Consider the following 26,110-nt stretch of genomic DNA (forward strand, 5'->3'; position numbering starts at 1 on the left):
TGAGTCCACGAGCACTAACAGACCGAAGCCACAGTCATACGGCACTGACACCACAGTTCGTATGAGTTCAGGCGGTAACTGGATCGCACGCATACACGGTTGGCCGATCGCGAGATCGGAACCACCGACACAGGCGTCTCTCACCACAGAGTGTGGAGAGAGTCTCGGTTCGAGACCGAGAGTCGGCATAAAGGCGGCCAGAGCGGTGGGGACACACCCGTACCCATTCCGAACACGGAAGTTANGAAGTTAAGCCCACCAGCGTACCGGGAAGTACTGGAGTGAGCGATCCTCTGGGAACCGCGGTTCGCCGCCTGCCCATTCATCCGGGAGAGATCTCCCACCACCAGCCCACGGACATCGCGTCCGTGGGCTGTTTTCATATGTAGCGAGCGGGAGCGCCAACCCGCACGTGCACCCGTTTCACTCGCTGAAATTCTCAATATTGAGTCGTATCCCCATAAGTTTATGCGCGTTGTGGATGAAGGGAACGTAACGATGCCCGTTTCGACGCACTCCAGCCGCGAGGTCGCGGTGCGCGTGTCTGATCGCGGACAGCCACCGGTCCGTGACGGTCCTGTGCCGGAACGGGTTATTTCGGTATTATTCGGAACGGGGATCGAGGAGTGGCGACGCGGATGGCGTCGGACTGCTGGTACGTCACCGGATCGGGAGGCGATCATTTCTGCAAGCGATCGCACGCGTGGTGCCGCGACCACGACCCAAGTCGTGCCGGACCGGCAGCTCGCGTATACCGTGCTCGGTGCGCCGATAGACATCGAGCAAATCCTCGATGCGGTTGCAGACCACCTCGGCGATGCTCGCGGGCTCGAACTCGCCGTGATTATCGACGATATCGAACCGTTGTTGGCCGAGCGGGGCCGAGACGTGGTGGTCGAGCTTGTCGAGGGGGTACGCGCTCAGCTCGATGGGTGTGCGGGTAGCGTCGTGATCGGCTGCTCGTTCACGGAGCGGACGGCGCCGTCTGTCGCGTCGCTGTTCGATCCCGTCGACGATGTCGATCGGATCGATCACTCGGTCGCCGCAGTCCTCGAGAGACTTCGACAAGATGACCCGACGACGTTCGGTTACGTTCGCCGTCACTGGGCGGATGCGCGGACCGGCATCGAGCGGTGCGAACGGAACTATCCGCAGGCGAAGCAGGTCCACGCGGCGCTTTCCGAGTCGGAGACGACGCCGCGGACGCTCGGGGCGGCGCTCTCGGGGCTGGTCACGCTCGGTGTCTTGGACACGTGGAGCGAGACGGTCGGCCCGACGCGGTACGATCTTACCGCGTACAGGCCGGGGCGTCTGTGGGCGGTCGGGGCGACGCTTACGCTCGGCGGGGACGACGGGGCGCTTGCCGACTGACGACGGGGCGCTTCCCGGCTGACCACGGTGTCGATCGCCTCACGGGTCGGTGCCCTCCTCGGTGTCTTCCCTAGTGGATTCGGGAGTTCCGAGATCGTACGAGACCACGGTGCCGTCGGTCTCGAGCGTGACCGTCCCGAGTGTCGCCGTCTCACCGGCTCGAAAGCTGTCAGCGACGGTCTCGAACACGGACTGCCGATCGAGTCGCTCCCAGACCGTCTCGGCGACGAGCGACTGGAACTCCTCCGGGTCGGTCCAGCCGGAGTCGACGTCGGACGGAACACCGACGACGAACTGAAACTCCTCCTCGGTGAGATGAATCCCGACCCCGAACGTGTCTGCACACATGTGCCATCTTTCGGTCTCCGTTTCTAAAGGCCCGTCGGACGGGTCGATACGGACTCCCCGTCGGCTCTGTCGTGCGATCTAGTCGCTACGTTCCACGTCGGGGCGTCCCGAAACCGGTAACCCGGAGGGGTTGGAACCGACGAGTCGAACGGATGTCGACGGATCCGCGTGTCTCGCTGACGGTCGGACTCGTGGTCGCGGTGACCGCCGTGAGCGGCGGGGCAATTCTGGTCCGCCTCAGCGACGCCCCGAGCTCCGTCGCGGCGTTCTACCGAGTGCTGTTTACCACGCTGCCGCTTGCCCCGGTCGCGCTCTGGCGCTATCGAACGCAGCTCGCTGGCATCACCCGCAGGGACCTCGGATTCGCGACGCTTTCGGGAATCGCACTCGCGTTGCATTTCGCGGCGTGGTTCGAGAGCCTCGCCTGGACGAGCGTCGCAGCGAGCGTCACGCTCGTCCAGGCGCAGCCGGTGTTTGTCGCGCTCGGAGCGTGGCTCCTGTTACGCGAGCGCGTGACGTTCCGAATGAGCGTGGGTATTGCGGTCGCCATCGCCGGGATGGCGGCGATGTCGCTCGGCGACTTCCTCGGCGGCGTGCTGGTCGGACCGCGACCGTTGTACGGGAACGGGTTGGCGCTTTTCGGTGCGGTGATGGCGGCCGGATACGTACTTGCCGGTCGGTCGATCCGCCAACGGGTCGCGTTGGTCCCCTACGTGGTGGTCGTATACGGGGCCTGTACGCTCTCGCTTCTCGTTATCGTCTCGGTGGAAGGCCACGCGTTGACGGGGTATCCGCCGAGCGAATGGGCGATCTTCGTCGGCCTCGCCGTTGGCCCGGGGCTGTTGGGTCACACCGTGCTCAACTGGGCGCTCGCACATCTCGAGTCGAGCGTCGTGTCCGTATCACTGCTCGGCGAGCCGGTCGGGGCGACGATTCTCGCGTTCGTGTTCCTCGCGGAGGCCCCGACGACGTTCACACTCGTCGGAGGCGCCGTCGTTCTCGCCGGAATCGTTCTTACTGCGACGGCCAGCCGGACGTGAATCCATCGAGGGGCGGCGAGACATTCTCGAAGCCGATATCTGCGGGTCAAACTTCAAATGCGGTTGGCGTCGTCTCGCTATATGCACCGCCGTTCCGCCGTGACGTACGTCGGAGACGATCCGGAGATGCGGACGCGCGTGTCACGTGCGGTCGAGACCGCGTGGGGGGAGGAAGGAGCTCCGGACTACCGAGCGACAGCTACGGACGCGCTGATTGAGGCGACAGACGACGTCGAACTGCAGCCGCTGGCTGATGCTTGCGGTATCGTCACGACCACCGGGGCCGCTGCGGAGGCGTCGGTCGCAGACCGGCTCGCCGCGACGCCGGAGAGCGTTCCCGTCATCGTCGCTCTCGACACGGTGACTACCGAGGCGTTCCGTACCGCGCTCCGGGCCGGCGCCGCCGATGTCGTTACCGGACCGCCGCCGGATGCTCCGATTTCGGGGTCCCAGGCCGATCCGCTCGTCGAGCGGCTGCTCGACGTAGTGGAACCGGAACGGGTTCGGTTCGGGTCGGACGACGCCGCCAGACTCCGTGAAGTCCTGTTGGACTCCGGATCGACGCTGATGAGCACGCGCTCCGATGAGGTCGACACGAAGATCGATTGGACCATAGAGAACGTCGGCGAGCACGCCGAACTCGACCGGATAGTCTGTTATCTCCGAGAAGAGGGCGGGGAGCTGTTCGACCCCGCGTACGCCTGGTGTCCCGGTGGGTGTGACACCGCGGTGCGCTCGTTTGACGAATTTCCCGGCTCCGAACGGCTTTCGACCTTCGAAAACGCGGTTCGGTCGGCGGCTCCGCCGCTGTCGGTCGAGGGCGCGGTAGCCGAAGGCGACGCGTCGAGAGCGGCGGAGGCCGAACCGCCGATGACCGTTCACGTTCCGCTCGTCGTCGACTGGGATCTGGTCGGCGTGTTGGCCTTCGAGGCCGACGCGCGCCGCGTGTGGACCGACGAGGAGGTCGACCTCTATCGAACGTTCGGCGACCTGATCGCATACACCATCGCGCGCAACGACCGTCGGCTCGAACTCCGCCGTCGAACAGAGCAACTCGAGCAGTTCAGCTCCGTCGTCTCACACGACCTCAGGAACCCGCTCAACGTGCTTTCGGGGTACTTGGAACTGGTCGAGGGAACGGTCCCGGCGTCGACGTACGAACCGATGGATCGGGCGGTGACGCGGATGGAAACGCTCATCGATAACTTACTCATGTTGGCGAGACGCGGGAACGCGATCGGGGAGATCGAGTTGACTTCGGTGGCCCGCGTCGCAGAGGGGGCCTGGGAGACAGTCCGCGCACCCGACGCGACGCTGACGGTCGCGGACGATCTCGGTCGGGTGTCAGCGGATCCGACCCGACTCCGGCAGGCCTTCGAGAACCTCTTCCGGAACGCCGTCGACCACGCTGGTCCGGGTGTCGCCATCGAGATCGGTTCTCGAACGGGCGAGACCGGTGACGGGGTGTACATCGCCGACGACGGGCCGGGCGTTCCGCCTGACGTACGCGACTCTCTTTTTGACGCCGGGTTCTCGACGGCCGGGAGCTCGGGTATCGGGCTCGCGATCGTCGACCGCATCGTCGACGCCCACGGCTGGGAGGTGGACGTTCACAACGACGGCGGCGCCGTGTTCGAGGTCTCCTTCGGGACGGGAACGGCGACGAGACCCGTTTGAGTAGGGGAGTCGTTCATCGCCGTTCGATCGGTCGTGTCTCGGTTCTCGGCGGCGTGTCGACAGCACGCGCCACCGCCTCGTTCCATTATAAATGAAAGACGCCGTCGCTCACTCTCGCAATCGATCGCCGCGGTATCCGTCTCGACCAGACCCGGAAAAAACGCGTCACCGCCTCGAAGGCACCGACGAGACCCCCCGCTAGTCGTCGGCACCGGCGGCCCGCACTCCGTCGAACTCCGTCGGAGTCGCCTCCCGCGGGACCGGCTCGGCCGACCCCTCGCGGGCGAGCGGCGGCCAGCGGACCGCGGTCGCGATCGGATCGTCGAGGTCGAGCGTCATCCGGATGTCGCCCCTACGGTCGGCGAGCTCGAAGCCGACGGTCCGGTAGACGCTCCGCGCGACCCGGTTCCCGCTCTCGACGTGGAGTTCGAGCCCTTCGCGCCCTCCGGCGTCGGCGTCGGCGATGACGTGTCGGCAGAGTTCCGTCCCCACGCCGCGCCCCTGCATGGCGGGGTGGACGAAGACCGCGAGCTCGGGGCGGGCCGCGTCGGTCGGCGTGTACATGGCGTGACCGAACAGCTCGCCGTCGCGCTCGGCGACGACGTTGCTCCCCTCGTCCAGCATCGAGTCGAGCCAGTCGGCTCGACGGCTCCGGGCCACCGGCGGGAGGCCCTGCGCGCGGTCCGCCGTCCCGAAACACTCGTACATCTCCGCGAGGGCCGCGGCGTCCTCCCGGACCGCGGAGCGGATAGTCCACCGAGCCCCCTGTTTGTCCACGAAGCGCGGACAGCGCGGCGGACAGTGGACCGTTCCCTCGCACTCGCTGCCGTCCCAGCCGTCGCAGGCGGCGGTGGCGTCGTGGCTCATAGGTGACCCTCGGTCGGCCACAGGGTTATATCGTGATAGGTGCTCCCACGGCGTGGGAACGGGTGGAGTCACAACTGCGGACGAGCGGTGGCGCGGCGAGAGGGCGCCGAGTACGACGGGTCGCGACCCCTCGAGACGGCGACTACTCGTCGCCGGACGGCGGCTCGGTGGCCTTCGGAAGCGAGATGGAGACGACGTTTCCGCGCGGGGCGGTCTCCTCGAACGAGAGGACGCCGCCGAGGGATTCGACGCCCCACTGCATCACCCACAGTCCGACGCCGGTCCCGTGAAACGTGCTACTGGTTTCGACGTCTTCCTGGAGAACGTCGATCTCCGTCTCGGGAATCGGCGGGCCGTCGTCGGCGATGCGGACCGCCCCCTGAGCGTTCGCTTCCACGTCGACCACCGAGACGGTCACCGACGGAGACCCCCGGTCGTTGTGCTCGACCGGTTCCGGAGCGCGTGTTCGATGGCGTACCGGATCCCGCTGTCGGCGATGACCCACGCTTCTTCCGGCGCGTCGACCTCGATATCCGCCGCGGGATACTCGGCCCTCGCGTCCTCGACCAGCGCGCGAACGACCTGCCGGAGGTCGGTCGGCGAGCGCTGCGTCGCGGTCGGTTCGGCGATCTCTTCGATCTGTTTGACCGAATCGCTCAACCCCCCGACCTCGGTCGTGATGTTCAGGATCGTCTCGATCTCGCGTTCGAGCGTCTCGTCTTCGACGGCCTGCCTCACTCGGTCGGCGTACCCCATGAGCACGTTCGTCTTGTTTCGGAGGTTGTGTCGGATGACCCGGCTGAGCAGTCGCAACCGGCGCTCTCGCGCCCGAGACTCGGTGACGTCTCGCACCTCGGAGATGACACACGACCGCCTCCCGATCGTGGTGGGACTGAGGTGGACACGGATCCAGCGCAGCTCGTCGTTCTCCCGCTGGATCTGCCAGTCGAACTCCTGTCGGTCGCCGTCCGTCGCGATCCGGATTCTGTGGGCCGCCTCCTCCTGAGAGAACCGGGTCGAGGGTGCGGTGTAGTCTCCGGGTCATGGAGGTTGATTCCCACCTGCAGATCGCTGAGGATCGGCGGGAGCCTGACCGATTCGGAGTCTCGCATGAACAGTATTTTTTATAAATTAAATAGACTCGATCATTCATGAATCTGTTGGCTGTAGCAACAATGTGTGTATAATTAACGTGGCTAGTAGGCAATTTCAAATGACACGCCTTGCGAGTCGCGTCTCGCCGCTCACTCCCGGATCAGCACGATCCCGTCGCGGAACACCGAGTGGTTCGGTACCACGTGCTCTTCGCCGTCGGCCTCGATGCGGGTGACGAACAGGTCCACCTCTTGGACGATCCCGCGCTCGCCGGCGACGCGCACCTCGTCGCCGATTCCGTACGGCTGCCGGAGCAAGAGGAAGACGCCGGCGGCCGCGGAGGCGACGAGGTCCTTCGTCGCCAGCGCGGCGAACAGTACCACCGCGAGCGCGAACGCCCCCAACAACACGATCAGCGCGAGCGTCTGCACGCCGACCTGCCCGAGCGCGACGAGGGCGGCGACGTACACGACGCTGTACTTCACGAGCGGGGGCAACACGCCGAGTTCGGGCAGCTTGATCCCGCGGAGCCGCTCGGCGACGAGCAGCTCCGCCTTGTCGCCGACGACGACGCCGACGATCATGACGATGGCGGCGACGAACAGGCGCGGGAGGAAGGAGGCGACCGAGGACCAGAACCGGTCGAGGTAGTTGAGCTCGGCGACAGTGAGGGCGACGATGACCGCGACGGCGAGGATGAAGTAGCTGGACAGCTGCGCCAGGATCCGCACGGTCGACGTGTTGAACTCCCGGACGGTGCGCTCGAAGGCGGTCCCCTCGATCGCCTCCGGCACGCCGGCCCGGGTCAGCAGCCGCCGATTTATCGCTCCAACGAGATACGCCGCGATCAGGCCGAGGAGGAGCACGAACAGGGCGAGCCAGAACCGGTCGGGGACCGTGGCGACGAACTCGGAGAGGGATGTCGATACCGCGGACATGGAGATCAGTACTCCTCCGGATCGATCTCCAAGACGAGTTCACCCGCCTTAAACGCCCGCACGAGCCCGTCCGACTCGGAGAGGACGATCGCGGTCGCGTTCGTGTCGCGGGTGATCGCCCCGCCCGCCATGTGGCGCGCGCCGAGCCCCTTCGGGATGTCGACGCCCTCCGCGCCGGGTTCGAGGTAGCGGTACGCGGAGACGATCTTCCCGGAGTCGGAGACGACGAAGGCGCCGTCGAGCCGCGAGAACTCCTTGAGCATGACGTTGACGATAGGGTCGCCGACGTGGACGTGCGACTTCTCGAAGGGGTTGTACGACAGCGGGCGGGACTTGTTCATCACCTTCCCCGCGTCGCCGACGACGAACAGCGCGCCCACCGGCTTCCCCTTCTGTCCCTTCTGCCCGAGCTCGATAGCGACCTCGAACACGTCGCGGATCACGCTCGGCTCGGCCCGGGAGTTGACGAACAGGCCGTAGATACCGGTGTGAACCGTCTCGTCGACGGTGACGCGGACCACGGCGTCCGACCCGCCGTCGAAGACGGACGCGATGCAGACGACCTCGTCGCCCTCGGTGACGAGGTCGGCGTCCATCGCCCCCTCGATCCCGAACCGGATCCGGTCTTTGACGTTGTCGAACGGGAGCGGGAGCTCGACGAACACCTCGGCGTCGACGTCGTTGTCTGGCGCGACGACGACGACCTCCGTGTCGCCGTCCTCGAACCGATCGTGGAACGAACTGGTCGGCGAGAACAGCAGCACCGCGTCCGCGTCCTCGACGAGATCGGACAGGTGGTCGGTGAGCGAGCCCATTAGTTCAGGGTCTCTCGGACGACGTATAGTCGTTGCGTCGGCGTCGTGCGTGCGTCTGACGCTCGGCGAAGACGGCCGCGGTCACCGACACTCGCGTCGAACGCGAGGCGAGGGGCTCGACCGTCACGGCGGGATAAACGGACCGACCGAGACGGTTTGCCGGGCGACTGTCGCCGCGCGAAGGATGTACGACACGAAAAGCGTCAGCGGTGCGGTGACAATACCGATACCCAGAGTGACGACGACGGGAAGCGTTGAGGTGGGGATCATCACGGCATTTTCCCGATAGACGAGTGTCAGTACGATCGCCGTGACGAACGCGATCAGCCCGGTGTAGACGATCATCCGCGAGAGCTCCGCGAAGTCCTGTTGGAGGGCGATCGTCTTGTAGAACTGCCGGACGACGGCGATCGATTCGAGCAGCGTCTCGATCGCCTGAAACTCCGCCTGAACGGCGTCCGGGAGGGACTCGACGTACCTGTTTTGTAGATGTTGGACCGCTCTGAGGTTCACGGCGTACTCAGTTCCCAAGAGGATGGTGAGGACGGCGTTGACCTGAATGTTGTTTTCGAGACACGAATCGATGTTTTCCCCGTACTTGCCGATGTCGCGAAGTGCGCTCGTCACCTGGCTCGGTGGGTCCCAATCGCCGGACTCGTTCATCTCACGGAGGGTTGAGACCCGGACGTGCAGCGTCTTGGCGATGAGTGAGAGAAACGCGGCCGGGTCGTTCGGACTCGACGGCCGCCCCGCGAGGGTCGCGACCTCCTCGTGGAGTTCACGCGCGGCGTCGAGGCGGTCTGTCAGCGATTCGACGGTCCCGAACACGCGGGAAATAACGAGTTGATTTATCGAAAGAGAGATCGTAATTAGCGTTATGACGCCGGCGGTGAGACCGCTGGAAAAGAGCGAGTCGACGGCGCTGTCCGATCCCACAGCGAGTACGCCGCCCCAGAGTAGCGCGCCGACGATTCCGGTGATACCGACGGTGATACCGCTCGCGACGAGGCGTCGATCGCCCTCGATGAGCACCCACGACGTCAGGCGTTCCCGAGCGGTTTTCTCGTATACGGAACTCTCAGTCCGAATTTCGGGATCCATACTAGGCAAGGCGTTGAATCAGTACCGCTCTCTCCGCTGTGGCGAGGGTGACCCGTTCCAGCCGGGATGGTACGACACCGGCCGCCTACGCCGACTCGTCGTGGCCCGCCTCGGCGGCCGTGCTACCGCCGCGGTCCGAGTAGTTCTTCCGGCCGATCGCCTGGTCGCTGACCATCCCGATGATGCTCTGACGCACGTCGTCGGCCGACTCGTAGGTGGTTTCCCCCTGGGCCGCTAACACCGTCTGGAGCGTCGTCGTGTCGTCGCCTAGTCCCAGTTCGCGGTCCCCGTAGCGCTCCAGCAAGGATTCCTTGTCGATCGGGTACTCTTGGTCTTTCAGATCGTCCCCGAGGGGACCGAACTCCACGCCCTGTTCGCGTCCACCGTCGTCCTGATCGGTCGTCATTCCCGGAAAGCGGTGCCGGAGCCATTTACCCTCTGTGCCGGCGCTTGCCGGGTCGGGGGTGCTCAGAGATATGCGTCGTCCCACTCGTCGGCCAGGTGCGTGTTGCCGCAGTCGCCGCACTCGAGCCTGTCGAGGCCGTCGACGGAGACGTTCGTCCCGCCGCACTGCGAGCAGAAGTACCCGTACCTGTCCTCCTCGTCGTCCGCAGTGTACACGGTGAAGAACGGGGCCTCACTGCCGGGAACGCTCTCGTCGCGATCCACGGGTCGGTCCGCCTCGTCGACCGTGACGGACTCCGGGACTGCGACGGTCGGTTCGGTCGACGTCTCCGTCGATTGGCCCTCCGTGAACACGGTGACCGCGAACTCCTCGCCGCCGATCAGCAGCAGATCGTGTCCGCCCTGTTTGAGGCCGAACCCCTCGAGGAACTCGCCGCCCTCGACGGCCTCGTCGAGGATACACGCCGCGATCGGCTTGTCGGCGTACCGTTCGCGGACGCGCTCGAGCAGCGCCGTGGCGGCACCTCCGCCCCGTGCGGTCGGATCCACGTGGAGCCACCGGATCGTCGCCTCCGTGCCGGCTTCGACGGTGACGAACCCGCGGACGGTCTCCGCACCGTCGACCGGCTCTTCGACGACGAGCACCGTCGTCTCCGCGTCGTCGAGCAAGCGAGCCAGCGACGCGTCGTCGAACTCCTCTCCGAGTATCGTCTCGATCTGGTCCGGACTGAGCGAGTACGACGATCGCAGCGAGTCGCGTGCAATCGATCGGATCTGTTCTCGGTCGGCCGACTCTGCGGGGCGAACGTTCATACGATTGGATGTTTTTGAACCATCATTTATTCCGTGGTGTACGTCGACACATCGAAGTCTCGCACTGAAAGGGAATTCAACTGAAGACGGGCCGGTGACGTTCGGTAGGCGAGGTCACCTATCCAGGTGAATCTCGTCGTCGGAGACGGACGCGATACTGGCGGAGTCGAGTTGGTAGTTGTTCTCGTCGGCCTCGCCCCACCCCAGTTTGGATCGGATCGTGTCCGTTAAGCTCGGATCGGGGTCGATGTGTGCCGTACCGTGTTCCACGCTGGTGACGCGACCGATCGAGTCGCCGTCGGCGTTCACCACGTCCTTGCCCTCGTCGTCCTCCGTCAGTGTGATCGCGTCGTTCATAGCGATCAGGCAAACGACGCTCTCAAGACTAACCGTTCTGCTTGCGCCTGCTAGGCGTATATACGGACGTAGATGCCGAGGAACTCGACCGTCGATGTCGGTCTCGTTGTTACGCCACGAAAGTATACCATAAGAGTCACTTCGTCGGCTTGCGAGAGCAAGCCGTTGATACGACGCCGCGATTCGGCCCGAGTAGCGGGTATCAGCTCCTCTCGCACAAGGTTCAAGAACATCGGCGTTCAAATACTTAAGATGTTTGATGTGTCTCTGATCGGTGCGATGGATCCGGACGACGACCGTCGCCGAGTGACTGTCCGGCTCGACAACCGGCACGGAATTGGACTGTGCCCGGCACCGGTGGCGGTCCGGTGTGGCGACGCGGAGCGGTCCCTCGCGTCGCCGCACGTCACCGGGACGGCGGTCGGACCGGAACCGCCGTCCGACTCGCCGGCGGGACGCCGGTCACAGGGGTGGTGACATGGACCAAGGTACGAGCGGGCTCGGAGACCGCCTACCGCCCCGCAGCCGCCTCGGCTGGTGGGTGTTCGTCCTCCTGCTCGGCGCGGCGGTCGCGTACGTCGTCGGCTCGTTCGTGGGGATCGTCGTCTTGGGGCTGTTCGGCTACTACGCCACCCGCCCGATCTGCGTCCGGCTCCGGTCGGTAACGGACTCGCGCCGGCTCGCGGCGACACTCACGGCGCTGTCCGTCTTGGTCCCGATCCTGTTGCTGTTCGTCGCCGTCGGGCTCCGTCTGTTCCAGGCCGTCCAGCGCCAGTTCGAGGGCGGGGAGTACGTCGGGACGCTCATCGCCCGAATCACCGGCGTCGATGCGCTCTCGGCGGAACAGCGCGAGCAGCTGGTGTCGCTGCTGTCGAACCCCTCGTCCATCCTCGACGCGGGCGGATCGGTCTGGTCCAACGTGGGGAGCGCCCTGACCGCGCTCCAAGGGGTCGTGGGCGGGCTGTTCCTGCTCGGCCTCGCTACGACGCTGGCGTACTACCTGCTCGCCAACGACGCCGACGTCTCTGAGACCGTGACCGAGCTGATCGGGGGGCGAGACTCGACGGCGTACGCCTACGCGATCGCGGTCGACGCCGACCTGGAGTCGGTGTTCTTCGGTAATCTGCTGTTCGTCGTCGCCTCGGCGATCCTGGCGACCGCGACGTACGCGGCGACGAACCTCGTGGCGCCGCCCGGTCTCCAAGTGCCGATGGTGCTCGTGGCCGGATTCCTGACCGGGCTGGCGAGCCTGATCCCCGTCGTCGTCGGCAAAATCGTCTACATCCCCATCGTCGCGTCCCTCGGTTTCCAAGCCGTCAGCACGGACCAAGGCCAGGGGAGTCTCGTGTTCGTCGGGGTCGTGCTCGTGGCCTACGTGCTCCTCTTGGACGTCCTGCCGCAGTCGTTTCTGCAACCCTACCTGTCGGGACGACGGATCGACCCGATCGCGCTGCTGTTCGCCTACCTGCTCGGACCGATCCTGTTCGGGTGGTACGGGTTCTTCCTCATGCCGATCCTGTTCGTCCTCGTCCTCGAGGCGGTCCGGATCGTTCTGCCGGAGCTGCTCAGCGGGGAGCCGCTCCGGCCCGAGGCGACCGTCGCGGAGCACATCGGGACGGACCCGGAGGAGGCGAGAGCCGAGCGAGACGAGTTCCAGGGCGACGAGTCCGAGCCCGATTCCGATCTCACGCCGGGGTCCGAGTCAGCTCCGGAGCCCGAATCCGACCGCGACCCGGACCCGAACGAGAGCTGAGACCGCAAGAGCGGACTGCATTTATAAATCGGTTTGCACCAGCAAGCCGCGGTCTTATGTCTTTCAGAGCCGCGTAGCCCCCATGGCAGTCGTCGATGCGCCGAGCGCGTTCCTCGCGGGTCCGCTCGTCGGCGCGACAGGAATCCGCGTCGGGGCGCGCGCGACGACGAACACGGACGGCTTTCGAGAGGCGGTGGTTACCGCTCTAGCGGGCGCGGTCGTCGGGTTCACCGCGAAGCGCTCATGAGCGTCGTCGACCGCTACTGGGGCCTCCGCGACTGGTTCCCGGTCCCGCGGAGAAACGGCCGGGTCCACGTGATCCGGTGGATCGTGCTGGAGGCCAACCGGCTCGCGGTCACCGGCGCGCTGCTGACGGTGATGTTCTCGGCGCTCATGCTCATCGGATGGGTCTGGCCCTTCGAGATGCAGCGGGTCCTCACGGAGACGCCCGCAGTCCAGACGATCCTGAGCTCGCTGTTGAGCGGTATCATCCTGCTTGTGTCGATCGTGGTCTCGATCAACTCGACCGTCCTCTCCCACGACATCACGTCTGTGGAGACGCAGGGAAATCGCATCCAGGGAGTGATGCAGTTCCGACAGGACATCGGCCGACTGACGGAGAGCGGCGAGAGCCCCACCGATCCGACCTCGTTCCTCAACCTCATGGCGTCGGTCATTCACGACCGCGCGGTCGCCCTCGACGAGGTCGCCACGGGGAGCGACGAGGAGCTAACCGGGGACATCACGGAGTACGTCGACCAGGTCATCGAAACGGTCGAACCGCTCGCTGACCACGTCGACAGCGCCTCTCGCACGGAGTTCGGTATCCTCTGGCTCGGGCTGGAGGCGGACTACGGGACGTTCATGGACCGCTCACGGACGCTGCGGAGCTCCCACGGAAACGAACTGCCGGAGACGTTCGGCGAGCAGCTCGACGAGCTCGTCCAGGCGTTCCGACTGTTCGCGACCGGGAAGGAGTACTTCAAAACGCTCTACTACACCCGAGAGGTGTCCCAGCTGTCCCGGACGCTCCTCGTCGTCTCGCTGCCGTCGATCCTCGTCACCGCGTCGGCCATCCTCGCGATCAACGCGGAGCTCCTGCCCAACGCGTGGGTGTTCGGTCTCCCACCGCTGATGAGTTTCGTCGCCACCGTCTTCACGGTCGCGCTGGCCCCCTTCCTCGTGTTGACCGCGTACATGCTCCGGCTCACGACGGTCGCCCAACGGACCGCCGGAGCGGGGCCGTTCTCTCTGTGACGGTGCGGGCCGCGACCGGCGTTGCCGAGACCGGCGCTGTTGAACCTCCTCTCGTTGCCGTGTCACCCGCGATCGCTCAGTACAGACACAGTGACGATCGATCGCGGGAGTGGATGGTGTAGACCGGTGATGACAATTCGATATTTAAATAACCGTGAGCGACGCGTCCACGGGGACGGCGCCCCCGGTCGCTCCCCGCACACGCAGGCAGCGGCGTTATCCGACTAAGAGTAGCACACTCAACGGTGAGTATCGTTGTCGCGGTCGAGACGTCGACGGGGGTAGCTATCGCCGGCGACACCCGGATCGTCGACGGCGAGGCGGTGTCGTCGCATCAGTTCCGACGCGTGTTCGATCTCGGGGGCGTCGGGGTCGGCGTGGGCGGGGAGTCGGGAGCGGTCCAGCAGTTCAGACAGCGGTTCGAGACCGCGCTTCGAGAGCGCGGGCCGGAGCGAGACGATTCCCTCGACGTCGACGCCGCGGCTCGTCTCGCGGCCCGAGTGACGCGGAGGGCGGGCGTCGACGCCGTCGTCGCCGCGCGCGCTGACGGCGGGGCCGCGGGGCTCCGGCACGTCGCCGCCGACGGTCGCGTGCTCGACAGCGACGAGGTCGCCCTCGGTACCGGGAGCCGGATCGTCCTCGGACTGCCGGAGGCGCTCGCCCCGGAGGCGTCCACCCCGGGGGAGGCGACGGACGACCCCGCCGCGGTAGCGCGGAACGCGCTGGAGACGGCGATAGAACGGGACGTCGACACCGGTGGCGAGCTCGATGTCTGGTCCCTCGGCAGCGCCGACCGGACCGAGCGGGGCGTGCGCCGCTTCGAGTCGGAGGCGAAACCGTGACGGACAGCCGTTCCGCGAGCCGGATCGGTGTCGCTCCGGACCCCCTCGACGGCCCGTCCGCGCCGCGCTCCGAACGACGCGGGTCGACCGCCCCGGAGACATCGATCGTATGGTAGACGTGACCGGCCACCTGGGGATGGCGCTGCTCTGGCTCGCGCCGGCGTGGTTCCTCCTCGACTCTCGGAGAACGGCTGTGACGTTCCTCGTCGCGGCCGTTCCCTTCGGGATGTTGCCCGACGTCGACCTCGTCCTCGAAGGGGTGTTCCCGACGATCAAACACCACGGGGTGTTTCACACGATACTCGCGGTGACGCTCTTCGCCGCGATTCTCGGCCCCGTCGTCGGGAAACTCGTCGAGGCGGTCGTCGGCGACACGGACTGGCTCTCCCCGGAGGCGGCGGCCCGAAGCGTCCGGTTCGGCTTCCTGGCGGTCTGGATCCCCGGACTCGCCCACGTCTTCGCGGACATGCTCTCGGCGCCGGACATCGCCGACTCCATCGAACCGCTCTGGCCGCTCTACCACGGGTCCATCGGCGTCGACCTCGTCTGGTACAACAACCCGGTCGTCAACTGGGGACTTCTCGCCGCCGGCGTCCTCGTCAACGTCGTGCTGTACGCGTACGTCGGCGGTCGGTCCCCGTCGGAGTGAGTGGCCCGACGACGCGCCGCCCGGGGGGCCGCGCCCGGTCCAAATCGGCCTGCTCACGGGGTGCGTCCGCGCCAAAGCACTTGCGAGTGCAGGCCCGCCGCTATTGTACGTCGACTCGGTACCTACAGTGTGATACGATCGATACTCGGCAAACGAACGCTACAGAGACTGGGAATCGCATCGACCCTGCTCGACGCCGCTGCGGCGTTCGCCCGCCGGGACGTCCGGATGGGGGTCCTCTTGCTCGGCGCGGCCGTCGCGTCGATATGGGTGCCGGGACTGGGCGTGGTCGCCTCCGTCCTCGGCCGACTCTACCGGAGGCTGCGATGAGGTCGGCGTCCGGTCCGCGGAGGTGCCGAGCATGAGCGAGGGAACGCGGTCGGACCCGGGCGGCGAGGCCGTCGCCCCCGGCGAGACGGTGTACGGCGAGGACGGGCGGGTGCTCGGACGGGTCAGCGGGTACACCGCCGACGGGTTCGAGGTCGCGACCGGAGAGAGCGGGTCGACCGGCGGGGACCACGCGGAGACCATTCCGGGACAGGAGTTCGGTGAGGGGTACCTCATGTGGCGGTGCGGAGAGTGCGGCGAGATGGGCGACCTCGAGGGCGGGATGCCGGACCGGTGTCCGTCGTGCGGCGCGCCCGAGGAAGCGATCGCCGCTATCGAAGAGGACTGACGGGGGGACGACGCGCTCGGCGACGGGAGTACGACACGGTCGCTGACGGGATCGCGAGCGGACCGTGCCACGCCGCGATCGGACTGACCCACGCCGCGATCGGACCGCGGCGTCGCCCCGTGCGACGAATCCCGAGGAATCACGGAACCCGCGGGGACGGTCTCCGAGACGACTCCCCGGTTCTCGTACTGGTCAGATTAGTACACGGATAACGTGATTTAATTGTGAACTATACTCTTATTTTAATATGTGGGTCAGGGAAGTGAGCGACCGTCATGGTCACGTTACTGTCAGCCGCTCTGCCCCACGAAAAGTTCGTTCTCTCTGAGACGCTGTCGTCGGTTCCGAAGGCGAGCTTCGAGGTCGAGGGGGTGGTCGAGACGTGCGAGACCAGCGTGATGCCCCTTATCTGGGCGAGCGCGGCCGATCACGACTACCTCGATACGGTCCTCGCGGCCGATCCCACGACGGAGGAGGTCGAGTTGCTCTCCGAGCACGCCGATCGGCGGTTGTATCGGATGAAGTGGATCAACAACGTCCAGGGCCTGCTCGAGACGCTCGTGACGAATCAGGCGACGATCCTGACGGCGACGACGAGCGACGGGCGCTGGATCGTTCGTCTCATGTTCCCGACTCACGACGGCGTGAGGGAAACGATGGCCCACTGTACGGAGCACGACATCGATCTGGAGATGCTCGCGATCCGCGAGATGAGCGGCCAACCGGCGGGCCGCTACGGACTCACCGACGCGCAGTTCGAGGCGCTGACGGCCGCCTGGAAGCAGGGGTTCTACGCGGTCCCGCGGGGGGTCGAGCTCGTCGACGTCGCCGCGGACCTGGGGATCTCCCATCAGGCGCTCTCCGAGCGGTTGCGACGCGGTATCGACGCCCTCATTCGGGACACGTTGATGATCGACGATCAACCGGCCGACGTCGTCAGGTGACACCGCGAGGAACGTCGGTGCCCGCGGGCCGACCTCCCGCGCGACTGTTATCCGCGGGCCGACCTCCCGCGCGACTTTTACCCGCGAGCCGACTACCGGTGCGCATATGGCGACCCGCGAGGCCCTCTGGGGCTACCGCGACGAGTTCGGCGACGCCTTCGGGCGCACCTACTTCCGGCGGTTCGGGCCGGGAGTGGCCTCCAGCGTCGGGATCGGAACCTACCTCGGCGAGCCCACCGCCGCCGTCGACGACGCCTCCCGCGAGGCGATCGCCCTCGCGCTCCGTTCCGGCGTGAACCACGTCGACACCGCCGTCAACTACCGGTGCGGGCGCGCCGAGCGCGTCGTCGGCGAGGCGCTCCGGGACTCCCCGATCGACCGCGACGCGGTCGTGGTGGCGACGAAGGGCGGCTTCCTCCCGTTCGACGGCGAGCGTCCCGAGGACCCCGCCGCGTTCGTCCGCGAGCGCTTCGTCGAGCCGGGGATCGTCGCGCCCGACGACCTCGCGGGCGGGGCCCACGCGATCGCCCCGGACTACCTGGCGTGGTCGCTCGACACCTCGCTCGACCGGCTCGGGCTCGACGCGGTCGACTGCTACTACGTCCACAACCCCGAGACGCAGCTGGCGACGCGCTCCCGCGAGGCGGTGTACGACCGGCTGGAGGCCGCCTTCGAGCTCCTGGAGCGCCGGCGCGCCGCGGGCGACCTCGGAGCGTACGGCGTCGCGACGTGGGACGCGTTCCGCGTCGCCGAGGGCGACGAGCGATACCTCTCGCTCGCGGAGGTGCTCTCGCGGGCCGAGGCCGCGGGCGAGGCGGTCGGCCCCGACGACGACCACGGGTTCGAGGCGGTCCAGCTCCCCTTCAACGTCGCGATGGCGGACGCCTTCACGCGGCGGAACCAGCGGCCTCCCGGCGGCGACCCCGCCGGCGACGCGGAGCCGGTCTCCGCGCTGGAGCTCGCCCACGAGGCCGGGCTCTCCGTGGTGACGAGCGCGAGCATCGGGCAGGGCGACCTCGCCGTCGAGGGCGCGATCCCGGCCGAGGTCGACGCGACGCTCGCGGGCGAGACGCCGGCCCAGCGCGCGCTCAACTTCGCGCGGAGCGCGCCGGGCGTCACGGCCTCGCTCGTCGGCACGAGCGACCTCGATCACCTCCGCGAGAACGTCGCCGCCGGAACCTTTGACCCCCTCGGCGCGTCCGCGTTCGACGCGGTATTCGAGTGAGTACCGGCCGGCGGCGACACCGGCAAAAGACGTTTGTCGGGACCGCCCGAAGCCGGACGCATGTCCCCCACGCGGCGGGCCCTCCTTCGGAGCGCGTCGCTCGGTGCGCTCGCGCTCGGCGGCTGTCTCGGCACCGAGACGCGCGGCGACGGCGACTCGAGTCCGGCGGCCGAATCGACGGACGGATCGACCACGGGTACAGACGACGACCCGACCGTGCTGAAGGTGCGAAACCCCGGCGGCGAGGCGGCCGTCGTCGACCGCGCCGTCGAGGCCGGCGCCGTCGAGGCCGGCGGCGGCGACGGGAGCGCCGGTGGCGACGGGAGCGACGGCGGTGACGGGAGCGACGCGAGTGGGGGCGACGCCGATCCCGCTCCGATCGGGCGCGAACTCGTGACGACGGCCGACCGGGCGGCCGAACTGACGGTCGCTTCGGGCGTCGCCGAGGAGGACCGCTCTCGGGTCCGGTCGTTCCTCGACGACACCGACTACGAGGCGGAGACGGTGTTCGTCGCCCGCGCCGGCGTCGAGTCGTGTTACCGGTTCCGGATCCGGTCGGTCTCGTGGCGGCCGGGCGACGTCGAGTACGAGTACTGCCGCGAGCTCCGGCCGCCCGACGCGGCCTGCGAGGCTGACGCGCGCGACGCGGTCGGGCTCCTCTTCCGACTTCCCGCCGCGCTCGACTCGCGGCTCACCCGATCGGGGTCGAGCGGGCGCTCCCCCTGCCGCGCCGTCGAGACGCGGTACGACCGGATCGACGCGAACGCGACCGTGTCCGGCAACGACACGGCGCTCGGCGAGAGCGGAGGCGGCGGAGAGGCGGCCGACGGGGCCGGAGGTGACGGCTCGTGACGCGCCGGCTCACCCGCCGCGGCGCGCTGGCGGCCGCCGGCGCGCTCGCGCTCGGCGGCTGTCTCGACGGCGGACGCGACCGGGGGTTCTGGGACGACCCGCCGTCGCTCGACACGGCCGGGATGTCGCGGGCGACCGAAGCGCCCGTCCCCGACCGCCCGCGGCTCGTCCCCGTGTCGATCGGGAGCGGGGTCTCGGCGGCCTTCGCCGACCGAGTCGACCGGCTGCTCGACCCGATTCCCGAGCCGCTGACGGCGGAGACGCTCCCGAACGGGGCGCTCCGCGAGCAGATCGCGGAGGGACGCGCCGCCGCTCGCGACGCGCTCCCGGCGCCCGAGGAGTCGCTCCCGCCGCTCCGGCGGGCGGAGCGCTTCGCGACCGCGCGGGGCCACGCCGCGACCGCAGTCGGCACGTGGGCCGGCGTGACGGCCGAGGGCGACCCGCGAGGGGTGACCGACGGCGTGGGGGCCGTCCGGAACCGGGCCGCCGAGACGCTGGAGACTCTCCCCGGAGGCGCGTCGGACCCTCTCGTCGGAGCGGCCGTGTACGGCCCGATCGAGCGCTGGCTCGACGTTGCGCTGCGCCGCGACCTCGTCGGCGGGCCAGCGGGCGTCGCCGAGAGCGCGGACCCCCTCCGAGCCGGAGAGACCGTCGGCGATGTCGAGCGAGTGCAGTCGCGCGTCGAGGTCGGCCGGCACCTCCGCGACCGGTATCGGGCGTCGCTCGCCGCTCCGCGGACGGTCGACGGGCCGCTCCGCGAGGCGGCCGAGCGGGTCGGGAGCGAGGTCGGCGACCGGCTCCGGGAGCTTCACGGGAGCGACGGCGACCGACTCAGGGGAAGTCCCGGGACGGACGCGTTCCTCGATAGCCGGCCGGTCGCGCGCGACGCCCCCAGCGTCTCGCTCCTCTCGCGCGCGAACTACCGGACCTTCGAGGACCTCCGGTTCGATCCCGTTCCGATCGACGACTGGATCCCGGACCACCCGGCGACGGCGCTCACCCGAACGGCGCTCGCTCGGGTCCGACTGCGCGCGCTCGCCGCGCTCGCCGCGCGGATCGAGGACGGAGAGACGCTGTTCCCGGCGGACGCCGCCGCGGTCGAGGCGGAACGCGACGCCGCGATCCGGTCGGTGGCGGGACTCGTCACGAGCGCCAATCCGCTGGCGCGCTGGCTCGGGGGGCGGTTCCGACCCCTGTTCGCGGAGCGCGACGCCGCGCTCGCGGAGAGCGATCCCGACGCGCGAACGGTCGCCGGGGCCTTCGCCGCGTACCGGTGGATCGGACTGGTCGCCCGCGAGACGGACCCGGTGCTCGCGTCGGTGGGCGAGGCGTTCGAGTCGCCGGACGCGTAGCTGGAACGCGCGGGAAGCGGACAACGAGCGCGCGCGAAGCGGAACAGCGAGCACGCAACGAACGCGCGGGAAGCGAGCAACGAGCGGCGGGCGGACGATTAAAAGAGAGGGCTGAGAGGCGGGGACGCGGTGGCGTTCGGTCTCGACGACGGTGCGACGGGAGACGGGGAGCCGTCAGCGAAGCTCCTTGAACGTGGCCTCGCACTCGGGGCAGACGCGGACGGAGAACACCTCGTCCGGGTCGTTCTTCTTCTTCAGGACCTTCTCGCAGTCGGCGCAGTTCAGCCGCTCGTACGTGTCCTTGAACAGGTCGCCGTCGCGAAGCCCCTTCCGCGTCGATTTCATGACTCGAGGTTGATCGCGTGACGGTATAAAAACCCCGTACGACGCCGGTCGGACGCGTCGCTTTCGCAACCCTTGTCTCCCGCCGTCGAGTACGTCGCCCGTGTCACGGAGTCGGCTGTTCGGATCGCTGTGTGCGATCGTCTTCCTCGTCAACTTCGCGCGGGTCGTGTTCGCACCCCTCGTGGGGGAGTTCATCGCCGAGTTCGCGATCGGCGAGGGGACGGCGGGGCTCATCGTCACGCTCGCGTGGCTCGGCTCGGCGGCCCCGCGCCTCCCGGCCGGCTGGGCGCTGACGCGCTTCTCACGCCAGTTCGTGGTCCTCGTCTCCGGGGCGATGCTGACGCTCGGTGCGCTCGGGGTCGCGCTGGCACCGGGCGTCTCGACGCTGATGACGGCCGCGTTCGCGATCGGCTTGGCCTCCGGCGTCTACTTCGTCGCCGCCAACCCGCTCATCTCGGAGCTGTTCCCCACCCGCGTCGGACGCGTGGTGGGGGTCCACGGGATGGCGAGCCAGCTCGCCGCCGTCGCCGCCGCGCCGGTCGTCACGGTCGCGCTCTGGTACGACTGGCGGCTCGCCTTCTACGGGCTCGCGCTCACCGCCGCCGCCTCCACCGCCGTCTTCGTCGCCTTCGCTCGCCGGACGGACCTCCCGGACGCCGGCGCGAGCGACACCGACTTCGTCGCGGGCGCGCTCTCGGAGTGGAAGCTGATCGTCGCCGGCGTCGTGCTCATGGGGCTCACGAGCTTCGTCTGGCAGGGGCTGTTCAACTTCTACGAGCTGTACATGATCGACAAGGGGCTCCCGCCCGCGACGGCGCGGAACCTGTTGACGGTGATCTTCGCCGCGGGCGTCCCCGCCTTCGTGATCTCCGGCGACCTCGCCGACCGGCTCCCGCACGTCCCGTACCTGCTCGGGATCGTCACGACGTTCCTCGTCGGCGTCGTTTTCGTGGTCGTCTCCTCCGGACTGGCCGCGGTCGTCGCCGCCAGCGTCGTCGTCGGCTTCGCCATCCACATGCTGTTCCCCGCCGGCGACACCTACCTGCTCGCGTCGCTGCCGGACGGGTCCCGGGCGTCGGCGTACGCCGTCTTCTCGGCCGGGATGATGACGACGCAGGCGGCCGGCTCGTGGGTCGTCGGCGAGGCGATCGAGGCCGGCGCCGGCTACGACGCGGTGTTCCTCTCGCTCGCCGGCGGGCTCGCGCTCGTCGTCGTCGCCTACGCGGTGCTGGAGCGGCTCGGTCGGATCCCCGGCGGCGCCGCGGGCGCGGAGCGCGCGGCCTGACCGGGCGCTTCCCGCGGGTCGTTCGGCGGCCCCCCGTCGACCCGGACCGGCACGGGAGCACGGGTATCGCACCTATTTAGGGGCTTGCGCCCGTGTAACTGATAGATGGAGTACGTCCAAGAGCGCGTGACCACGCTGCACGCGTTGACCGACCACCGGCCGGACGCTCCGACCGGCCGGGCGGCGGTCGTCGTGCCGATGACGGAGCGCGAGTACGGGACGCTCGCGGCCGACCGAGTCCTGACGGCGCTGGAGGCGGTCGACCCCGCCCGCGTCGTCGTGCCCCTCCGCGCCTCCGCCGAGCGCGTCGGCCCGTTCGCCGACTGGCTCGACGGGTTCGACGTGGAGGTGGAGACCCTGTGGTGCGGCGGGCCGCGGCTCACGGAGCTGCTCGCCGACCGCGGGCTCGACGGGAGCCGCGGGAAGGGCCGAGACGTGTGGCTCGGGCTCGGCCGCGCCTTGGGAGAGGAGTTCGTCGTCGTCCACGACGCCGACACGAAGACGTACTCGCCCGCCTTCGTCAGTCGGCTGCTGTTCCCGCTCGCGCGCGGCCACGAGTTCTCGAAGGGGTACTACGCCCGCGTCGAGGACGGCTCGCTGTACGGGCGGCTGTTCCGGCTGTTCTTCCGGCCGTTAGTCCGCGCGCTCGTCGACGCGACCGAGCGCCGCGAGCCCGGCGTCCTGGAGTACCTCGACGCGTTCCGCTACGCGCTCGCCGGGGAGTTCGCGGCGACGACCGACCTCGTCTCCAGACTCCGCGTCCAGCGCGGCTGGGGGCTGGAGGTCGGGACGCTCGGCGAGGCGTTCGCGCACGCCGGCTTCGCGGGGAGCGCCCAGGTCGATCTGGGACGGTACGAACACGACCACCGCTCCGTCGACGGTCCGACCGGGCTCGCCGACATGAGCCAGGCGGTCGGCGAGGCGACCCTCCGCGCGGTCGAGGGTGCCGGCGTCGAGGTCCGGTACGACGCGCTCGCCGATCGCTACCGGGAGGCGGCCGACGGGCTGGTCCGGGGCTACGAGACCGACGCCGCGTTCAACGGCCTCGACTACGACCGCGCGGCCGAGCGCGAGCAGGTCGCGACGTACGCCGACGCCCTCGGCGAGCCGGGTCCGGACACCCGCCTGCCGGCGTGGCGCGACGCGCCGGTCACGCCCGCGGAGGTCGCCGACGCGGCGCGGGCGGACCTCGCGGCGGCGCGTGACACGGGATCGAGGGGAACGGACCGGGAGGTACGGACGGCCGACCGCCCGCGGCCAGCGGACCCGAGCGCCGACGCCGCGCCGGGGGAGGACTGATCGATGGGAGACGGACCTAGCGGACCCGAGGGCGGTGCCCCCAGCGTCGCCGCCCGCGACGACCTCGCCGGCGTCGTCGACCTGTTCGAGTGGCTCACCCGCGAGGAGCTGTCGCGGGCGCTCTCGGAGCTCGCTTATAAACAGCGCGCCGAGGTCGACGACGAGGCCATCGCCGCCGCCATCGACGTCGCGGTCGCGGAGTACGCGCTCGTCCCCGCGCCGCCCGCGGCGCTCTCGGAGGCGGGAGCGGGGAGCGCGTCGGACGCGGTGGCGGGGAGCGCGCCGGACGTGGTGGCGGACCCCGCGGACGGAGCCGACGCCGACGCGGTCGCGCTCGCGGTCGGCCCCGCCGCCTTCCCCTCGCTGCCGGCGGACGCCGAGGACCTCCCGCACATCCTCGACGTGCCCGACCGCGGCGTGGACCGGGAGACGCTCTCCGAGGCGGTGTTGGAGCGTTTGTCGGAAGACGCGGTGGCCGCGATCGGGGCGGGCGACGCGGACCGGCTGGAGGTCCTCGCCGACGTGACCTACGACATCGAGGCGTGGGCGCCCGTCGACGCCGGGGCGATACGCGAGCGGATCGTGGACGAGCTTGACGGCTGACCCTCAGCGCCAGATCGGACCGAATCCGACCCACGCCGCCGGCGACCGCCGGACCCTCGGGGCATATCTTTAATGGCGCAGCGAGTGTCTGTGACGGTGATTATGAAGAAGCTGATCAACGACCCGGACGACGTCGTCGACGAGATGCTGGACGGGATGACCGCGGCGTATCCGGACCGGCTCCGACGGCTCCCGGACACGCAGGTGGTCGTGCGCGACGACGCGCCGGTCGAGGGGAAGGTCGCGCTCGTGACGGGCGGCGGGAGCGGTCACGAGCCGACCCACGCGGGCTACGTCGGCGACGGAATGCTCGACGGGGCGGCCGCCGGCGACGTGTTCTCCTCGCCGACCGCCGACGAGTTCGAGGCGCTCATCGACGCCTGCGACGCGGGCGACGGCGTGCTCGCGATCATCAAGAACTACGAGGGCGACGTGATGAACTTCGAGACCGCCATCGAGCTCGCCGAGATGGAGGGCGTCGAGGTCGAGAGCGTCGTGGTCAACGACGACGTGGCCGTCGAGGACTCGCTGTACACGTCCGGGCGACGAGGCGTCTGCGGGACGATCCTCGTCCACAAGGCCGCCGGCGCGAAGGCCGCGCAGGGAGCCGACCTCTCGGAGGTCACGCGCGTCGCCGAGAAGGTGATCGACAACGTGGGGACGATGGGCACCGCGCTCACCTCCTGTGTCACCCCCGAGAAAGGCGAGCCCACCTTCGACCTGGGCGACGACGAGATCGAACTCGGGATCGGGATCCACGGCGAGCCCGGCACCGAGCGCACGGAGATGATGAGCGCCGACGAGATCACCGACGCGCTGACCGAGGCGGTCCTCGACGACCTCGATCTGGATCCCGGACAGGAGGTGCTCACGGTCGTCAACGGGATGGGCGGGACCCCGCAGATGGAGCTGTTCGTCGTCAACCGCCGGCTCCAGGAGCTGCTCGGGGAACACGACCTCGAGACGTGGGACGCGTGGGTCGGCGACTACATGACCTCGCTCGACATGATGGGCGCGTCTATCACCGTCTGCGCCGTCGACGACGAGCTGAAGGAGCTGCTCGGCGCGCCGGCCGACACCCCGGCGCTGACGACGAAATGACGGGCGACGGCGCCGCCGTCGTCGACGCCGTCGAGGCGGTCGCGGAGCGCATCGAGGACGAGCGCGCGCACCTCACCGAGCTCGACTCCGCCATCGGCGACGCGGACCACGGCGGCAACATGGCCCGCGGCTGGGCCGCCGCCGCCGAGGCCGCCCGCGACCTCGACGACCCCGACCCCCAGACCGTCTGCAAGACGGTCGGGAAGACGCTCATGGCCGAGGTCGGCGGGGCCTCCGGTCCGCTGTTCGGCGGCTCGCTCGTGTTCGCGAGCGCCGAGCTCGACGACGGGATCGACGCCGAGAGCGCGGTCGCGTTCGCCGAGACCTACTTAGAGAAGGTCGAGGACCGCGGCGACGCCCGGGTGGGCGACCAGACGGTGGTCGACGCGCTCACCCCGGCGGTCCACACGTTCAAGAAGTCGGTCGAGACGGACGAGCTCCCGCCGCTCGAGGCGCTGGCGAAGGCGGTCGACGCGGCCGAGCGCGGCGTCGCGTTCACCGTCCCGATCCGGGCGAAAAAGGGCCGCGCCTCCTACCTCGGCTGGCGGTCCGTCGGCCATCAGGACCCCGGCGCGACGAGCGCGCTGTACATCCTCGAGGAGCTGCTCGCGGTCGCCGCCGACGCCCTCGACGCGGAGATTCCCGACGTCGACGCGACCTCGCCGACGATCCCGGACGAGGCGGCCGAGGACGACAGCGCGGCGGCGGAGGACGACTGATGGTCGGCCTCGCCGTCGTCTCCCACAGCGAGCGGGCCGCCGAGGGGATCGTCGAGGTCGCCGCCGAGATGGCCGGCGACACCCGCATCGAGCCCGTCGGCGGCGACGGACAGGGGGGGATCGGTACCGTCCCGGACGCCATCGGCGACGCCATCGACGCCGCGGACGACGGCGAGGGCGTCGTCGTCCTCGTCGACCTCGGCAGCGCGGTGATGAACGCCGACGTGGCGGTCGAGCTGAGCGACGCGGAGGCAGTCATCGCGGACGCGCCCGTGCTGGAGGGCGCGGTCAACGCGGCCGTCGCCGCCACCGACCCGTCCGCCACGCTGGACTCGGTCCGCGAGCAGGCGGAGGCGGCGCGCGGGATGGAGAAGCTGTAGA

The 26,110-nt window shown here is 68.8% G+C and carries 31 protein-coding genes and 1 rRNA gene; 21 read left to right on the plus strand and 11 right to left on the minus strand.

What is annotated here, in order from left to right; genetic code table 11:
* Window positions 1-189 precede the first annotated feature (189 nt).
* Together rrf and C469_RS01065 are read left to right on the plus strand one after the other, a co-directional pair.
* Window positions 190-319 (plus strand): 5S ribosomal RNA (gene rrf, locus C469_RS01060).
* 179 nt (window positions 320-498) lie between these two features.
* Complete coding sequence (locus tag C469_RS01065) at window positions 499-1,371, plus strand: DUF7504 family protein (protein ID WP_241429968.1); 873 nt, start codon at window positions 499-501, stop codon at window positions 1,369-1,371.
* 39 nt (window positions 1,372-1,410) lie between these two features.
* Here the strand turns inward: C469_RS01065 and C469_RS01070 are convergent, their stop codons facing one another.
* Window positions 1,411-1,719 (minus strand): hypothetical protein, encoded by a 309-nt coding sequence (locus C469_RS01070; protein ID WP_008003061.1) that lies wholly within the window; start codon window positions 1,717-1,719, stop codon window positions 1,411-1,413.
* A gap of 152 nt (window positions 1,720-1,871) precedes the next feature.
* On the opposite strand from C469_RS01070, the gene C469_RS01075 reads away from it, so the two are divergent.
* Window positions 1,872-2,759 carry a DMT family transporter gene (locus C469_RS01075; protein WP_008003063.1) on the plus strand — a complete coding sequence of 296 codons (888 nt, stop codon included), beginning with the start codon at window positions 1,872-1,874 and terminating at the stop codon, window positions 2,757-2,759.
* A gap of 81 nt (window positions 2,760-2,840) precedes the next feature.
* Window positions 2,841-4,436 (plus strand): sensor histidine kinase, encoded by a 1,596-nt coding sequence (locus C469_RS01080; RefSeq protein WP_008003065.1) that lies wholly within the window; start codon window positions 2,841-2,843, stop codon window positions 4,434-4,436.
* Between the two features lie 198 nt (window positions 4,437-4,634).
* Here the strand turns inward: C469_RS01080 and C469_RS01085 are convergent, their stop codons facing one another.
* The 9 genes from C469_RS01085 to C469_RS01120 form a co-directional block, all read right to left on the minus strand.
* Entirely contained in the window at window positions 4,635-5,303 is a 669-nt protein-coding gene (locus C469_RS01085; RefSeq protein ID WP_008003067.1) for a GNAT family N-acetyltransferase, read from the minus strand.
* A gap of 142 nt (window positions 5,304-5,445) precedes the next feature.
* Complete coding sequence (locus C469_RS17425) at window positions 5,446-5,721, minus strand: ATP-binding protein (protein WP_241429969.1); 276 nt, start codon at window positions 5,719-5,721, stop codon at window positions 5,446-5,448.
* Complete coding sequence (locus C469_RS17430; protein ID WP_241429970.1) at window positions 5,718-6,116, minus strand: hypothetical protein; 399 nt, start codon at window positions 6,114-6,116, stop codon at window positions 5,718-5,720. Before C469_RS17430 ends, C469_RS17425 begins: the two co-directional genes overlap by 4 nt.
* Window positions 6,117-6,547: 431 nt before the next feature.
* A complete protein-coding gene (locus C469_RS01095) occupies window positions 6,548-7,336 on the minus strand; it encodes a mechanosensitive ion channel family protein (RefSeq protein ID WP_008003068.1) in 789 nt (262 codons plus the stop codon).
* Between the two features lie 5 nt (window positions 7,337-7,341).
* Window positions 7,342-8,151 carry a diadenylate cyclase DacZ gene (dacZ, locus tag C469_RS01100; RefSeq protein ID WP_008003069.1) on the minus strand — a complete coding sequence of 270 codons (810 nt, stop codon included), beginning with the start codon at window positions 8,149-8,151 and terminating at the stop codon, window positions 7,342-7,344.
* Between the two features lie 123 nt (window positions 8,152-8,274).
* Complete coding sequence (locus tag C469_RS01105) at window positions 8,275-9,252, minus strand: hypothetical protein (protein ID WP_049910890.1); 978 nt, start codon at window positions 9,250-9,252, stop codon at window positions 8,275-8,277.
* Window positions 9,253-9,337: 85 nt separating this feature from the next.
* On the minus strand, window positions 9,338-9,658 hold the full coding sequence (locus tag C469_RS01110; RefSeq protein WP_008003071.1) for a DUF5789 family protein: 321 nt from the start codon (window positions 9,656-9,658) through the stop codon (window positions 9,338-9,340).
* Window positions 9,659-9,720: 62 nt separating this feature from the next.
* Window positions 9,721-10,470, minus strand: coding sequence for a GNAT family N-acetyltransferase (locus C469_RS01115; RefSeq protein WP_008003072.1), 750 nt, complete (start codon window positions 10,468-10,470; stop codon window positions 9,721-9,723).
* A gap of 114 nt (window positions 10,471-10,584) precedes the next feature.
* Window positions 10,585-10,827, minus strand: coding sequence for a hypothetical protein (locus tag C469_RS01120; protein WP_008003073.1), 243 nt, complete (start codon window positions 10,825-10,827; stop codon window positions 10,585-10,587).
* Window positions 10,828-11,305: 478 nt separating this feature from the next.
* Between C469_RS01120 and C469_RS01135 the strand changes: the two genes are divergently transcribed.
* From C469_RS01135 to C469_RS01180, 11 genes are all read left to right on the plus strand, one after another.
* Complete coding sequence (locus C469_RS01135) at window positions 11,306-12,580, plus strand: AI-2E family transporter (protein WP_049910893.1); 1,275 nt, start codon at window positions 11,306-11,308, stop codon at window positions 12,578-12,580.
* Window positions 12,581-12,662: 82 nt separating this feature from the next.
* Window positions 12,663-12,827 (plus strand): hypothetical protein, encoded by a 165-nt coding sequence (locus C469_RS16985; RefSeq protein WP_008003075.1) that lies wholly within the window; start codon window positions 12,663-12,665, stop codon window positions 12,825-12,827.
* On the plus strand, window positions 12,824-13,837 hold the full coding sequence (locus tag C469_RS01140; RefSeq protein ID WP_008003076.1) for a hypothetical protein: 1,014 nt from the start codon (window positions 12,824-12,826) through the stop codon (window positions 13,835-13,837). Before C469_RS16985 ends, C469_RS01140 begins: the two co-directional genes overlap by 4 nt.
* A 245-nt stretch (window positions 13,838-14,082) precedes the next feature.
* Window positions 14,083-14,679 carry a 20S proteasome A and B subunits gene (locus C469_RS01145; RefSeq protein ID WP_008003078.1) on the plus strand — a complete coding sequence of 199 codons (597 nt, stop codon included), beginning with the start codon at window positions 14,083-14,085 and terminating at the stop codon, window positions 14,677-14,679.
* A 109-nt stretch (window positions 14,680-14,788) separates the two neighbouring features.
* Window positions 14,789-15,328: a metal-dependent hydrolase gene (locus C469_RS01150; RefSeq protein ID WP_008003079.1), complete on the plus strand. Its 540-nt coding sequence runs from the start codon at window positions 14,789-14,791 to the stop codon at window positions 15,326-15,328.
* 129 nt (window positions 15,329-15,457) lie between these two features.
* Window positions 15,458-15,658, plus strand: coding sequence for a hypothetical protein (locus C469_RS01155; protein ID WP_008003080.1), 201 nt, complete (start codon window positions 15,458-15,460; stop codon window positions 15,656-15,658).
* 31 nt (window positions 15,659-15,689) lie between these two features.
* The gene (locus tag C469_RS01160) at window positions 15,690-16,004 is read left to right on the plus strand and encodes a DUF7130 family rubredoxin-like protein (protein WP_008003081.1); all 315 of its coding nucleotides are present in this window, start codon (window positions 15,690-15,692) and stop codon (window positions 16,002-16,004) included.
* A 275-nt stretch (window positions 16,005-16,279) separates the two neighbouring features.
* Complete coding sequence (locus C469_RS01165) at window positions 16,280-16,948, plus strand: helix-turn-helix domain-containing protein (protein WP_008003082.1); 669 nt, start codon at window positions 16,280-16,282, stop codon at window positions 16,946-16,948.
* 106 nt (window positions 16,949-17,054) lie between these two features.
* Window positions 17,055-18,173 carry an aldo/keto reductase gene (locus C469_RS01170; protein WP_008003083.1) on the plus strand — a complete coding sequence of 373 codons (1,119 nt, stop codon included), beginning with the start codon at window positions 17,055-17,057 and terminating at the stop codon, window positions 18,171-18,173.
* Between the two features lie 60 nt (window positions 18,174-18,233).
* Window positions 18,234-19,025, plus strand: coding sequence for a hypothetical protein (locus C469_RS01175; protein WP_008003084.1), 792 nt, complete (start codon window positions 18,234-18,236; stop codon window positions 19,023-19,025).
* A complete protein-coding gene (locus C469_RS01180) occupies window positions 19,022-20,377 on the plus strand; it encodes a hypothetical protein (protein WP_008003085.1) in 1,356 nt (451 codons plus the stop codon). The genes C469_RS01175 and C469_RS01180 overlap by 4 nt, the downstream gene beginning before the upstream one ends.
* A 174-nt stretch (window positions 20,378-20,551) precedes the next feature.
* On the opposite strand, the gene C469_RS17105 is transcribed toward C469_RS01180, so the two are convergent.
* The gene (locus C469_RS17105; RefSeq protein WP_008003086.1) at window positions 20,552-20,722 is read right to left on the minus strand and encodes an HVO_0758 family zinc finger protein; all 171 of its coding nucleotides are present in this window, start codon (window positions 20,720-20,722) and stop codon (window positions 20,552-20,554) included.
* Window positions 20,723-20,822: 100 nt separating this feature from the next.
* On the opposite strand from C469_RS17105, the gene C469_RS01185 reads away from it, so the two are divergent.
* The 6 genes from C469_RS01185 to dhaM all read left to right on the plus strand — a co-directional run bounded on the left by C469_RS01185 (window position 20,823) and on the right by dhaM (window position 26,109).
* Window positions 20,823-22,007, plus strand: a complete 1,185-nt coding sequence (locus tag C469_RS01185) for an MFS transporter (RefSeq protein ID WP_008003087.1) — start codon at window positions 20,823-20,825, stop codon at window positions 22,005-22,007.
* Window positions 22,008-22,112: 105 nt separating this feature from the next.
* A complete protein-coding gene (locus C469_RS01190) occupies window positions 22,113-23,306 on the plus strand; it encodes a hypothetical protein (RefSeq protein WP_008003088.1) in 1,194 nt (397 codons plus the stop codon).
* Between the two features lie 3 nt (window positions 23,307-23,309).
* Window positions 23,310-23,909 carry a DUF7109 family protein gene (locus C469_RS01195; RefSeq protein ID WP_008003090.1) on the plus strand — a complete coding sequence of 200 codons (600 nt, stop codon included), beginning with the start codon at window positions 23,310-23,312 and terminating at the stop codon, window positions 23,907-23,909.
* Window positions 23,910-24,011: 102 nt separating this feature from the next.
* Window positions 24,012-25,010 carry a dihydroxyacetone kinase subunit DhaK gene (gene dhaK / locus C469_RS01200; protein WP_008003092.1) on the plus strand — a complete coding sequence of 333 codons (999 nt, stop codon included), beginning with the start codon at window positions 24,012-24,014 and terminating at the stop codon, window positions 25,008-25,010.
* Entirely contained in the window at window positions 25,007-25,729 is a 723-nt protein-coding gene (gene dhaL, locus C469_RS01205) for a dihydroxyacetone kinase subunit DhaL (protein ID WP_008003095.1), read from the plus strand. The genes dhaK and dhaL overlap by 4 nt, the downstream gene beginning before the upstream one ends.
* Complete coding sequence (dhaM, locus tag C469_RS01210) at window positions 25,729-26,109, plus strand: dihydroxyacetone kinase phosphoryl donor subunit DhaM (RefSeq protein WP_008003097.1); 381 nt, start codon at window positions 25,729-25,731, stop codon at window positions 26,107-26,109. Before dhaL ends, dhaM begins: the two co-directional genes overlap by 1 nt.
* Window position 26,110: the final 1 nt, after the last annotated feature.

The sequence above is a fragment of the Halorubrum lipolyticum DSM 21995 genome, from assembly GCF_000337375.1.
GTDB lineage: Archaea > Halobacteriota > Halobacteria > Halobacteriales > Haloferacaceae > Halorubrum > Halorubrum lipolyticum.